Genomic DNA, 13,249 nt, shown 5'->3' with positions numbered 1-13,249 from the left:
CTAACAATATCCTGCTTAGAAATGTCAACTTTGCTTAAAATTTTAAAACAATGAGCACAGAACAAAACAAGTCAATTGTTGTACGTTTCAATAAAGAATGTATTGAGCTGGGTAACGAAAATTCTTTTAATGAATTATTGTCGGACCATGTAATTAATCATTCTGCCCCGGCAGGAATGCCGAATGGCAAGGAAAGCTTTTATTATTTCCTCAATAATGTATTACGCAAAGGCTTCAGCAACCTTATAGTAGAAATACTGGATCAGGTCGCAGAAAATGACTTAGTAACGACACGAAAAAAAATCAGGGCAACACACAATGGCGAGATATTCGGCATTCCTGCAAGCCACAAAGAGGTTGACATACATGTTATTGACATCATACGTATTGAGGATGGTAAATATGCCGAACACTGGGGCAAAGTGACTTTGATCAAGTGCTTAAACAAATAGCGACCAGTTGACAAAGTGTGAGTGACAAAAAATGTGTACCTCAAAGAATATATTGTCAAAAAACAGGAAGGGAAATGGCACTTCGACTCAGTTCTATATCAGTTTTGGTTCAAGCTAGAAATAACTATTTACAAAAGCTGGAAACGTAATTCCAGCTTTGTTCCCATTATACGGTTTTATCATTGGCAATCAGTATACTGATAAGTATAATTCCAGGCTGGTTCATTCTCATGTTTATAATGTAAGGCAACCGGATAGCCTTCCTGGTTATACTGATAGTTGAGCACATCAACTGATTTGCTTCCGTTGTTGATATGGGTGATGTGGGTGATCAGACCAGGATTATGTTTCATTTTCAGGGTACCGGGCAGAAAATGCCAGGGCTCTACGTTTCTCTTGGTATCATAATTACTATAGAGGGTAATAGCAACCAGCGTTAAGCTATCGTTGAAGGTCCAGTATTTGAGTTCCTCTATAATGTTTCCTTTCCAATCATAGGTATAGATATATTTCCTGAACACTTCTTGCTTTTCCCCTTCATGAATCCGCACTTCCTTGATAGCACCTGCACCATTGCGTACGTAGTCTCTGGTAAACTGTAATACCAGACCATGATAATGCTTGGTTTTTACTAACAGATTACCTTCATACTCATAGACTATCTTCTGATCATGCTCGTCCCTGGCTTCTTTTATTTGCTTATTTGCATCGTAAGACAGGTGAATGGTAGAAGATTCTGTTTCATCTGTTAAACTGATTCCTTTTTTCAGCGTCACCAGTAAGCCCTGGCTGTCATAGATATAATCGGTGTCCTTCTCCCAGGGAGTATCAATGTGGGTGATCCGGCAGGTCTTGGCTGGCGGCTGCTCTTCAACATCTTTTAGTAGTTCACAGGAGGGGAGTGCCATTGTTATACAAAGCGCACTTACATAGAAAGACGCTTTTGTCAGTATTGTTTTCATTAGAATAACTGTGGTGTTGATGGTTTGATTTTTAGTTGTATAAATTTTGTCTGTGTTCTGCTATGATAAGAAGGGAACCTTTATATAACCTTGGGTAAATTCCGTCTTTGCTATAGGCATATTATAATCAGGGTCATCTGGCGCGATGGTGATGCTGAATGTGGCTTCTATACTAAAGGGTGTCAGAGATTTAATTTCAATGTAGCCACCTCCTGAAAGAGAATCACTAGTATATATTTGCTCAAGCCAGTTCTTCCTTTCTAACATTACAACATTAGAATTATCTGAATCCTGGCCAGAAAATTCATATATACCTGTACCTGTCACCCCATAAAGTTGAAAGATGAGTACCCTCTGGCCAGGCATAAAAATTTGCAGTTGCAGGTAATCTTTATAGTAATAGGCTATTAATGAATGGGAACGTATATGCTGTGTACCATTATGCATAGCTGTAAAAATAGAAGAGCTACTAATTACTGGTTTTGCTTTACGGAGAAGCGATACTACTGACGAAGCCATAAAGGTGAGAAACATTTTAAATAATATAATTTTCATCAGATGTAGTTTGAATAAGAAAAGATGAATGGAATTGTTTTTTATAAAAGTCACTGCTACCGTTTCATAGCAAGCAGTTTTCCTGGTTGCTTAACCCAGATGGCTTTGAATTAGCGCACAACTGGGCTAAGCATAGGTTGAAGTTTTTAATATAAAGTCCAGGGAAGGACGCTTATTTGCTCAGAATAACCTTTTTATAGCTTACTTCATTTAATGCTCCTAACCGGATAATATATAATCCTGGCATTTGGTCCGTAGCTTTCCACTCAAACTGATAAGCCTTGTCCTTTTCTGCCACCCCTTCAAACAACGTACTTACCTCCAACCCCTGGCTGTTATAGACTTTCAGCTGAACCTGCTGTGTATGGGATAAGCTGAAATCGATGGTAAGTTTATCAGAGAATGGATTAGGACTAGCCTCCAGGTTCAGCTCTTTCCTGGTGTATTCCTCCATTTGTTCAACTCCGGTTCTGGCAGAAGCTATTAAGCCGGCTCCTCCACTTGATGATACTTTCACCAACCAGTAATCAGTACCTCCTTGCGAAGCCTGGGTTTTATCACCGGAAACACCTGAATCAGAACGTCCTGCCAGTAAATAACCGCCATCTGAGGTCTGTAAAACGGTTCTTAGTTCTTCAGCCGCCGAGCCGCCGAAGCGCTTTTCCCATTGCTTGATTCCAGATGAATTGATTTTGATGGTCCAATAATCCTGTCCACCCTGCGAAGCTTGCGTCTTATCTCCACTCACGCCTGAATCTGACTTACCACCCAACAGGAATCCGCCATCTGTCGTAGTGATGATTGACCGGAGTTCATCCGTCAGGCTACCTCCAAAACGCTTATCCCATACTTTTCCACCTGTGGAATTAATCTTTATCACCCAAAAGTCGCTACCCCCTTGCGAACTCTCCCTTTTATCACCGCTTATACCAGAAGTAGACAAACCTCCTAGCAAGAAACCCCCATCGGAGGTAGCCACCATCCCAGAGGCATCCTCATTGCCTGTGCCTCCAAAGCGCTTGTCCCATACTTTACCCCCACCGGAATTAATCTTTACTACCCAGAAATCTCTGCCACCTTGCGAGTTTTGACTCTTGTCTCCGCTCAAGCCGGAGGCCGACCTGCCTGCAAGTAATATACTGCCATCTGAGTTGACTACACTTGCCTCTAGCCAGTCATCCCCTGAGCCGCCAAAACGCTTATCCCATATTTTTCCGCCTGTGGCGTTGATTTTCACTACCCAGTAATCGGTTGCTCCCTGAGATGATTGTGATTTATCACCGGAGATGCCTGATTGAGAATAACCAGCCAGCAAATATTCACCAGTTGATAACTGATGCAAAGTGCGCAGGTCGTCATTTCCACTGCCTCCATAACGTTTGTCCCATTGCTTGGTGCCGGTGGAAGAAATTTTGACTACCCAAAAGTCTTGTCCCCCTTGCGAACCCTGCGTTTTATCGCCACTTATGCCAGATAAAGAATTACCGCCTAGCATATAACCTCCATCTGAGGTCCGAATTGCTGCATTCAGGTAATCTCCTGAAGAACCGCCAAAACGTTTGTCCCATTGTTTGTTTCCCGATGCATCTGTTTTTACGATCCAGAAGTCCTGTGCCCCTTGTGAGCCCTGGCTTCTGTCTCCACTTACCGCTGAAGTAGAGTGACCGCCCAGCAAATAGCCGCCATCCGAAGTTTTGATGACTACACTAAAGTTATCTGTCCCACTGCCGCCAAAGCGTTTGTTCCACTGAGAAGAAGCTACTACTGGGTTATTTATTGTGATAGTATAATCTTCCGTTTCACCATATTGATAATATGCACATGCCTGGGTACTGGTAAACAGGGCATTAAACTTACTCCTGACCCTCATTCTTCGTTGCCCTGTAGAAACAATAGCCGGAATGGTAATATTGGCTGTGTACAAGCCGGTTCCTGCCGAAGGCGAAGCATATACTAATTCACCGCTGTCGTTAAAATCCTGGTCATTATTGTAGTCAATCCATACGCCAAAACCCTGGGAATTTCTTCCAGACTGCACTTTCAGGGGATAGCTTTTTCCTTTGGTTACAGTGTTTGTTAAAGTACCTGCTGCTGCAAATTGGGTATACCCATTTGTCAATCCATTGCAAGCGGAATTGTTATTGACTAAGGTATTAAAGCTAAAGTTGTTGATATAATCTCCAGAACTACAGGCAGCCGTGGGAACACAATAGCCAATGGCTATGGAATAATCTTCCGTTTCGCCATACCGCTGGGCAGTACACCACTGGTCGGCGGTAAAAACCTCATCATATTTTGCCCGCACCCGCAGGCGCTTCATGCCGCTCGATATATTGGCAGGAATAGTGATAGCACCTGCAAATACACCTGTGCCGGCTATAGGAGATTTATAAACAAACTCCCCTGTATCGTCAAAATCCTTATCCTCATTAAAGTCGATCCACACCCCAAATCCCTGGTGTAAAGCTGGTCCAGATTGCATACTGATGGCATAGGTCTGGCCTTTAGAAAGCAGTGTAGTGGTATTAGCTGTAGCCGGATAAAAAATATAATTATTAGCCTGACCGTTACAGCCTGTGCCATTATTTACTAAAGTATGTAAACTGAAATTATTGATATAGTCTTGGGAAGTAGTACAACGGGAATAATTAGCTGGAATACAATAAGCTGATGCGAGAAATGGAATAGTACTCACTGCTGAACCTGCAAAATTAGTTATTCTGATGGGCCCTGAGGTAGCACCTGCCGGAATAGTAGCCGTAATAGTAGTGCCATTCACGACCGTAAAAGAAACATTCATATTATTGAAGGTGACAGAAGTAGTACCCCAAAATTTAATACCGGTAATGGTTATAGTTGTACCTGAAGAACCACCTGCTGGAGTGAATGAAGCAATGGCAGGAGGCCCCATTGCCCGTTGCATGCCTTTAAATGCATTCACCCGTCCATAGCCCATTTCATTGTTCCAAAGGCCATATGAATACCCAGGTGAATAAGTATATCCACCTGTCTTGTCACAGGAATATTGCAGATCAGCCATAAGAAATGCCCAGTTTGCATTCGGGTTTACAGAAGCAATTAAACCTACCACCCCAGCAGCCACCGGGCAGGCAGCCGAGGTGCCATTGAACCCATTATAACTGCCTAATGCATAGCCAGGGGCTCCAGTCCGGTCTAAAGTATGGGTATTTACACCTGGGGCTACTACATCTGTAACCTCACCATAATTTGAAAAGCTTGCCCTGGTGTCTGTGTCTGTAGAGGCGCCTACTCCAACTACATTTACATAACTGGCCGGATAGGGTGTTGGATTACTTAAGTTATCGTTTCCTGTGGAAGCGAGAATAACCGCACCCAGGCCACCCCGGCTATTGAGCCGCATGCTGGTATAACTAGCCTCCACAGTGGCAGCAAAACTGGCTGGACCCAAGGAATAACTGTTGCTGACGGCTACTACATTAGGTGTGTTAATTACCCTTGCTGCTGCCCTGGCAATAATGGTTGCATTCGTTTCAAAACTATTTCCAACAGCATTAAAGCCAATACAAATTGGAAGGGCTGGGATATTAAATCCTACACTTGCTACTCCGGTCGTATTATTGGTGGTAGCCGCAATTAACCCTACGCAAGGTGTTCCATGATTGGCATCGGCATTTTCCGGGTCAGGTACATTATCGTCATTTGCGGCATCATATGGATTCACTAACTTTCCAGTCAGATCAGGATGGGTTAAGTCGTACCCATGGCCATCTATTACAGCTACTACTACATTAGCAGAACCAGTAGAAATATTCCAGGCTTCCGGCGCATCTATGTCCGCATCATTGCTTTGATTAAGGAACCACTGAGAGCTATAGACCGGGTCGTTGGGGATTACATCATTTTTGCCGGAAAAGGTAAATTCCGGTTCGGCATATTCTACCAGCCCGCTCTCAAACAAACTGTTTGCTACACCAAACGTGCTTTTTCCTTTGCTCACTGCCACCACATACAGTATCTTATCTCCCAGGTTAATTTCCTCTACAATGGCAGCCTGGTGGCTTTTTAAAAAGTTAGATGCCTGCATTGCCTGTGCTCCGGATTTAAGCATATAAGTTACCTTGTTGCCTACATACACTTTTTCTCCCCCGATTTTGAAAGCAGGATAGGCAGTAATGACATCCGGGTCACTCTTAAACTGGCCTGCTATGTCTGTAAGTCGTTGGGCAGATTTTACCATACTCGGACCAATCTTATACCGGATGGCATTCACCGGAGCAAATACATCGTTTTTTGCTGGCTTGCCCACCTTATTTTTCAAGATAAAAGTCGAATTATTGCCTTTTGCCAGGTTTACTTTCGTGGTGTAGGTTACAAAAATCTCATCACGTATAGGGGTTAATGCCGTTTTTTTGCCTTGTGCATAATAATAGTATTCTTCTATTGTATTGGATGGTTGGCTCTGTGTGAGAGCAGTAAGGCATGCCAGCCATAGAAGGCAGCATAAGTGAATGGTAAAAATTCTGATTTTCATGGTTTGTTGTAATTTGAGCATGTAGTGAATTGAATAGCATGAAAGAAATGTTTAGCACTTCTGTATTACAGGAGTATAATGGCCTTTTGAACAGTAAAAAAGGCATTATCCGTTAAGGTGATCACTGATCAACCTGAAGCATCTTCTGACTTGCATAGTAGCCCACCATGTGCAAAGGCCTGTTGCACAAGTACTGGATTATATAAAGTCAAGAAAGATTTTTTATGAGAAGAATAAAGTTTAGGAAAGAGAATCACCAGGAGCAATAAACTGAGAAGCAACCAAGCACTTCTTAATTAGATACCTCACCAAACAACTAAAGAGTTTAAAGGATATTTTTGATAGTGAAGTAGCATTTCAAGATCATTATGTAGATTTTCCTTAGAAGTTTTTTCCAGTATTTACCGGATTGTAGTGTTGTAGAAAAAAAATTTGAGATTCCTATCCGTAGGTTTATCTCTTAACAAAAGCTGGTTGGCCTTTTCTTTCACCAGATAATGAAATTTTCGTTTTTTAGCCGGACAAGCGTAAAGAATAAATCATACGCATTTTGTAATGGAGCGAACACAAGCTCAAATAATGTTGCCAGCAATCTTTTAAAGATTTTCAAGGACAATTTTTGTAGTAAGTACATAGTTTTAAAAAATTGGTGTGGTTTATGGCAACAAAATTGGCCAATTAGAAGGCTTCACTGGTAATACTTTTGTTGCCAAAAAGGGTAATTTGGTTGCAATTTGAAGTTTATAAAAGATGGGAGGGCTCAAACAAGAGCAGACACCATGTTACAAGAAAAAATTAATCATGGATAGCCTATATTAAGCGGCTTGAGCAGATCAAAAACTCATAAAGATTGAGGGATATACACAGTACCTCTATATGATAGAATCAGCATACTCACCGGGAGAAACCCCAAACTTTTTCCTGAATCGTTTGGCAAAGTAAGATTGTTCATTGAAACCTACCGAGTAGCTAATTTGTGCAATTGTGTCCCTTTTAGAGCGGATCATTCTGGCCGCCTGCTGTAAACGAATATCAGTAATGAATTCACTGGGAGAGGTATCCAGGAGCGCTTTAAATTTTCTGAATAGATGTGCCCGGCTCAAATTCATCTCGTCGGCTAGTTTCTCCACACCAAACCCATAATTGCTCAGGTTATGCTCAACAATTGCTTTTGCCCTTAACAAAAACTTTTCGTCTATGGTGGGCGTGAGATCTTCATCCACTGGTTGTGCGATTGCTGATTTATACTTAGCCGCAAGTTTTTTTCTCTGGTTAATTAAATTGACAACCCGTACCCGTAGTTCGGCAGTTGAAAAAGGTTTGGACAAATAATCATCTGCTCCTTTGGTCAACCCTTCCAACCGGGATTTTTCATCGGCTTTGGCCGTAAGCAGGATAATAGGTATATGACTGGTACGCTCATCAGATTTTAACTTCTCAGTTAACGCGACACCGTTCAAGGCTGGCATCATCACATCAGAAACAATCAGGTCAGGCATGCGCTCAACGGCTATTTGCCAGCCTTCTTCTCCATCCTTTGCCGTATGTATGGTAAACTGATTTCTAAAGCTAGCAGCTATAAAGCCTCGCAGGTCCGGATTATCTTCTATCACCAGCAGGGAAGCAGCTTCTTCAAGGTGTATCGTATCAACTTTTTGCTCTGGCGTTCTTGTATCAACCCTACGCTTATAGTGCTCCATAGAGGGTGGCGCCACTGGAGTTTCCTCTAAGAGAGTAGTGCAGCCCATAGGTTGTAAAGGTAATTGTACGGTAATGGTAGTTCCTTTTTCGGGCATACTCTCCAGGTGGATTTTACCTTTATGCAAGTTGACAAGCTCTTGCACGAGAGAAAGTCCCAATCCGGTTCCGGCTAAGCCCTCTTCCACAATGTATTGGGACTGATAAAACGGGGTAAATATATGTTCCTGTTCTTCTTTTGTGATTCCTTTTCCGGTGTCAGCTATACTGATTATCAGTTCTTCCGAATGGGGTAAATTATCAATTGACAAACTGACACTTCCACCGGCCGGGGTAAATTTAAAAGCATTGAACAAAATATTTCCAATGATCTTTTCCAATTTGTCATCATCAAACCAGGCATAGGAATTATTGAGGTGAATGTGTTTAGAAAATTGAATCCCCCTGATTTCTGCCAGTGAATCAAAGGAAGCACACAGTAGCTGGATAAAAGCTTGCAGATTTCCCTGTTTCGGTTGAAGTTGCAATTTACCTGCTTCAAGTTTTGATAGGTCTAAGAGCTGGTTTACCAGATCAAGCAGACGATGGGCATTTCGCTGTATTAAGAAAAAACTTTTTTGCTCGGCAGCATTCTTGGCTGGTTTACTTAATTTTTCTTCAACAGAAGCTAGAATCAGTGATAACGGAGTTCTGAATTCGTGGGAAATATTGGCAAAAAACCGTGATTTGAGCAGATCGGTTTCTTGCAATTGAGTTGTTAATGAGGCTTGCGTGAGGAGTAATTCTTTTGCTTTTTTTGTTCTAAGGCTTTGCAGCCTATAAATAATGAGCAACGAAGTAAGACTCAATACCGAACCAAAAATTAACACATACTTCCAGATTAGCCCAATCCGGCGTTCCTGTTCAAGTAATTGTATACGTTGCTCCTTTCTTTGGGATTCATACTGGTTTTCCAGCTCCACAATCTGTCTGGTTTTTGAAATGTTCAGAAGACTTTGATTTACCTCATAATACTCTTTCATGTATTCCAGGGACTCCACTGTTCTTCCTTGATGAGATTTTAGATCAGCCAGGTGAAAGTAAGCATATCTGACCACCCTTTTCAGACCTAACTCCTGAGCGAGCGCTAAAGATGAATCCAGCCATGATTGTGCCTCTGCAAAATTACTTTTCATTGTATAGGTTTTACCCAGATCTGCCATGATTCCCGCTTGTGCTGACCGGTTGTTGTTTTCTTTAGCACTTATTAAGGCTTGGTTAAAATAACCTATACTTCTATCAATGTCTCTGTTCAAATAGTACTCTCCAATATTAGAAAGTGCCTGGGAGAGATGAAATTTAGAGGTGGGATGTTCTTCTGATACGGATAATGCTTTATGATAGAGCAATAGAGCGTTATCAAAATTGTTTGCCATATACTCGATGACACCAGCCATGTTATACACCCGGGCTAACAAATCCCAGTTATTTGATTGCCTTGCTAATATTTCCGCTTGCCGGATGTAGGATTTGGCTTGCCCTATTTGTTGCTGGTCCCGGTAACACATGGCTAATATCCTATAAGTTTCGCCTAGTATAATTGTCAGTTTCTCCTGTTGGGCAATTTTTACTGCTTCGAGTCCTTTGCCGATCGCTATTTCCCCATCGCCTAGGGCCCAATAGCAATGGGACAAACGATAGTTGGCGGTAGCTTCTCCTTTTTTGAATGATAGCTTTTTCGCTAACATAAGCGATTGCTCTGCATATTCAAGTGATTTATAAAAATCAGTCCATTGATATTGAGAACTTAGTTCATTTAAAAGATTAACCCTCCCTGTGTCTTTATTCTGATAAAGCTTCAGTTTTAGCATTAAACTATCCACTACAGATGCAGGTAGTGCATCTGTAGTGGATAAGATAAAAAGTATTATAAGTAAGCTGCACTTGATCATACTTGTGAGCATTTAACATTTTTCAAGCATTCTATTTGCTGAATAATCAAGATCCAGGGTAATGTAGGAAATATTGCCGCTGATCTTGAATGGCTGATCAATTAGTTATTTAGTCTTTTATACATCTATTCAGTATAAGATACTAAAGATTAAGTTGAGTAGGAATTATGCCACCTTCTACACTATAAAATCTGCCGTTTTCCTTGGAGAACGTCTATGAAGTTTTCATGCTGTTAACCGCCTTTTTGGAAGGGCAGACGAATAAATAGATATCGCTAGTCACCACCAGCTCCAATATAAATAATTATCTATCCTTCAATTACTTTTGTAACCGTCTGAACTTTTAACAAACAGTGAGCACAGGTTTTTATGAGAAACTGTAGTGCTTTCCTGTCCTATTGCCGCTCCTTACCTAATCTACCTGAAACTATTTTTTAACTATGCTGTCCCTATATTACTGACTACTTTGCTTAAGATAGCTTTATAGCCACATGTTTGAATGTTTCATCAAAAGGTAACACATTGCAGGTATATACTTGTCTTTTAGCAGACTACATTTTAAAATCTGCCTATCTTTTTCTTCCAGTCAAAGATAGCAAGTTCACAACGTATTTTCACTAAAAAGTAATGTCATGCAACTAAATTACCTGATAATACAACATAATTAGCCTGTTCTGAAGAAGGACATAGTGCCTGTTTGGACTTTTATAAAGTGTTTAATTTGTAAAGTGAATGAATAACATTCCTTGTCCACTGGGATTATTCTAAATCATAGGGCAAAATAAAGTAAACAAGCACTTCAAAATTCCAGCTAAAGAAACTATTTATATTTCCCAATTATGGAATTAATCTATTTGTCTTGAGTGAGTTTTTTATTAGAAAGGGAGGGAAAAAAGGTTTATATTTAGAGACTGACCGTTGTCTGTACCATTCACTCTCAGGCATTCTCAAAGTTTAAAGCACCTTGTTTTATAAACAGTAGTAGCAGAAATACATTTTAATAAGATTCAGTCCCTACTTTACTTTAAAGTTTCAGCAAAAAGGTGGTTAAATTAATTTTCCCTTAAGGGTAACTCAAAAAGATCTGAAAGGGGGGAGAATATTATAACCCAAGCGAACCTTTTGGTAAAAGCAACTTTATTTGTAGACTTGTCTAGTTTTAGTTAAAACCTTACAAACAGTGTAACTACATACCTGAAGCTTTTGCTCATCCCTCATATGCATCGTAGTCAAGCTATTATTTTTGATTTAGGTGGTACTCTTTTGTATCCTGATTTTCCCTTTTTGCAAACCATATTCAAACAAGGTGGGCAACCCATTGGTGAAAGCCAATTTCTAGTAAGTAAGAGTACACAATTAAGTATAAGATTTTGGCAAATTGTATCTTTGCTTATGCGTTATATCAAGAAGATTACAGACAAGCAAAAACAAGACTTAGAGAAGATTCATAAAGATAGTAAAAGTTATCAGGAACGTAACCGTTGCCAATGTATACTGTTATCCAATCAAGGCTATCAAGTACAGAAGTTAGCAAGCATTTTTCAAGTAAGTCAGTTAAGTATTTATAAGTGGTTTGATCGCTTTGAGAAAACAGGTGTGGTAGGGTTAAAGAACCAAAAAGGGAAAGGCAGAAAACCCATCCTTACTACCAGTAATGCTACCCATGTTGAAGTAGTGGAAAATAGCATAGAGAAAGAAAAACAACAACTTAAATTAGCTAAGCGAGAGATAGAAGCTAAATTAGGCACGGCTATGAGTGAGATGACCTTGAAGCGGTTTTTAAAAAAATTGACTACCGATGGAAACGTTTCCGTAAATGGATAAAGCCATTGCAAAACAAAGAAGCATATGAGCAGAAAGTCAAGCGATTACATGCTTTGCTTTATTTGGCACAGACAGGCAGTATAGATTTATATTTTGGAGACGAATCAGGGTTTTGCCTTACCCCTTGTGTACCTTATGGATGGATCAAAAAAGGCGAACACGCCCCTATTTTATCCCAAAGAAGTACAAGGATAAATGTATTTGGCTTGTTAAGTACAAATAATGAGTTGCTTACTTATCAGAAAAGTGGGAGTCTAAACGCTGACTTTATCATTGAATGTGTAGAGGCCTTCTCAACATCTATTTCCAAGTTTACTGTCATAGTCTTAGACAACGCCTCCTGGCATACATGTGGCCTATGGGAAGTCAAAAAAGAAGAATGGGAACAGAAAGGATTATACATCTTTTTGCTGCCTAAGTATAGTCCTCATCTTAACAGGATCGAACGATTTTGGAAGCAGGTGAAATATCATTGGCTCAAAGCCGAAGACTATCTGTCTGTAGAAGCGCTTAAGGAGGCACTTTATACCATCTTTTCAGGATTGGGTACTTACTTTAAACTTGATTTTAAAAAACTTGAAGTAGATGAAAATATTATACTTAATTGTGTTTAATTACTTAGCCTTATCCAAAGCTAGTATTCGACTAGATACTTATATGCAAGCTACAACTACCACTGATGCCACCAGAGTACCTGTCTATCTTAAGTATTTACTTGAGGAGTTGCAGGCAGAGAAGTTGCAGGGAAGTGAAGCCATCGAAGAACTTGTTCAACAGGTGATTTTACCCCGCCACCAAACGGTAAATTTCTGGAATTATCTGTTGGAAGGCACCCTTGCTTTGTTAGCCACTTTACAAAAAAACTATAAGTTAGCCATCATTTCTAATTCAGATGGAAGGGCAGCAGCCAAAGCGGCTCAATATGGTATTGCTCCTTATCTTGATTTCATCATGGATTCTCATTTTGTAGGGGTAGAAAAGCCGGATCCACATATATTTCTACTTGCTTGTCAAAAACTTGGCTTACCTGTGGAAAACTGTTACTATGTAGGGGATATCTATTCCATTGATGTGGTAGGGGCACACAAGGCAGGGTTACATCCTATATTGATTGACATGACTCAAACCCCGCGTGAAGACTGCAGAGTAATTTCTTCCATATTTGATTTACAACACTTATCTCTTCTCTAAGTTGTTCTTACTTGCTTTTGTAAGGCCACAAAGAAGCCTAGCTATAGTGCTTTTTGAGTTGTACTTTCTTTGTTTAGTAATATTAATTACAACTTACTGTAAATTAACCTATTAACTTCAAGT

General features: G+C 40.3%; 8 protein-coding genes. 4 read left to right on the top strand and 4 right to left on the bottom strand.

What is annotated here, in order from left to right:
• The first annotated feature begins 50 nt into the window (after positions 1-50).
• On the top strand, positions 51-452 hold the full coding sequence (locus GXP67_RS06675; protein ID WP_162442421.1) for an ester cyclase: 402 nt from the start codon (positions 51-53) through the stop codon (positions 450-452).
• A gap of 179 nt (positions 453-631) precedes the next feature.
• Here GXP67_RS06675 and GXP67_RS06670 read toward each other — a convergent pair whose 3' ends face one another.
• From GXP67_RS06670 to GXP67_RS06655, 4 genes are all read right to left on the bottom strand, one after another.
• The gene (locus GXP67_RS06670; RefSeq protein WP_162442420.1) at positions 632-1,414 is read right to left on the bottom strand and encodes a hypothetical protein; all 783 of its coding nucleotides are present in this window, start codon (positions 1,412-1,414) and stop codon (positions 632-634) included.
• 60 nt (positions 1,415-1,474) lie between these two features.
• Positions 1,475-1,969 (bottom strand): hypothetical protein, encoded by a 495-nt coding sequence (locus GXP67_RS06665; RefSeq protein ID WP_162442419.1) that lies wholly within the window; start codon positions 1,967-1,969, stop codon positions 1,475-1,477.
• 172 nt (positions 1,970-2,141) lie between these two features.
• Entirely contained in the window at positions 2,142-6,482 is a 4,341-nt protein-coding gene (locus tag GXP67_RS06660; protein WP_162442418.1) for a GEVED domain-containing protein, read from the bottom strand.
• Between the two features lie 872 nt (positions 6,483-7,354).
• Positions 7,355-9,907 (bottom strand): ATP-binding protein, encoded by a 2,553-nt coding sequence (locus tag GXP67_RS06655; protein WP_162442417.1) that lies wholly within the window; start codon positions 9,905-9,907, stop codon positions 7,355-7,357.
• A 1,596-nt stretch (positions 9,908-11,503) separates the two neighbouring features.
• Here GXP67_RS06655 and GXP67_RS06650 point away from each other — a divergent pair.
• Genes GXP67_RS06650 through GXP67_RS06640 form a run of 3 tightly spaced genes read left to right on the top strand, consistent with a single transcriptional unit; the run spans position 11,504 to position 13,126 of the window.
• On the top strand, positions 11,504-11,935 hold the full coding sequence (locus GXP67_RS06650; protein ID WP_162441276.1) for a helix-turn-helix domain-containing protein: 432 nt from the start codon (positions 11,504-11,506) through the stop codon (positions 11,933-11,935).
• Positions 11,936-11,940: 5 nt separating this feature from the next.
• A complete protein-coding gene (locus GXP67_RS06645; protein ID WP_232064508.1) occupies positions 11,941-12,549 on the top strand; it encodes an IS630 family transposase in 609 nt (202 codons plus the stop codon).
• A gap of 43 nt (positions 12,550-12,592) precedes the next feature.
• Complete coding sequence (locus GXP67_RS06640; RefSeq protein WP_162442416.1) at positions 12,593-13,126, top strand: HAD family hydrolase; 534 nt, start codon at positions 12,593-12,595, stop codon at positions 13,124-13,126.
• Positions 13,127-13,249: the final 123 nt, after the last annotated feature.

The sequence above is a fragment of the Rhodocytophaga rosea genome (assembly GCF_010119975.1).
Lineage (GTDB): Bacteria > Bacteroidota > Bacteroidia > Cytophagales > 172606-1 > Rhodocytophaga > Rhodocytophaga rosea.
The sequence above is the reverse complement of the archived record's forward strand: the minus strand, read 5'-3'. Positions and strand labels throughout refer to the sequence as shown.

Coding starts and splice junctions, on each gene's coding strand:
- GXP67_RS06675 (WP_162442421.1), top strand. CDS start 51: ATGAGCACAGAACAAAACAAGTCAATTGTTGTACGTTTCAATAAAGAA.
- GXP67_RS06670 (WP_162442420.1), bottom strand. CDS start 1,414: ATGAAAACAATACTGACAAAAGCGTCTTTCTATGTAAGTGCGCTTTGT.
- GXP67_RS06665 (WP_162442419.1), bottom strand. CDS start 1,969: ATGAAAATTATATTATTTAAAATGTTTCTCACCTTTATGGCTTCGTCA.
- GXP67_RS06660 (WP_162442418.1), bottom strand. CDS start 6,482: ATGAAAATCAGAATTTTTACCATTCACTTATGCTGCCTTCTATGGCTG.
- GXP67_RS06655 (WP_162442417.1), bottom strand. CDS start 9,907: ATGTTAGCGAAAAAGCTATCATTCAAAAAAGGAGAAGCTACCGCCAAC.
- GXP67_RS06650 (WP_162441276.1), top strand. CDS start 11,504: ATGCGTTATATCAAGAAGATTACAGACAAGCAAAAACAAGACTTAGAG.
- GXP67_RS06640 (WP_162442416.1), top strand. CDS start 12,593: ATGCAAGCTACAACTACCACTGATGCCACCAGAGTACCTGTCTATCTT.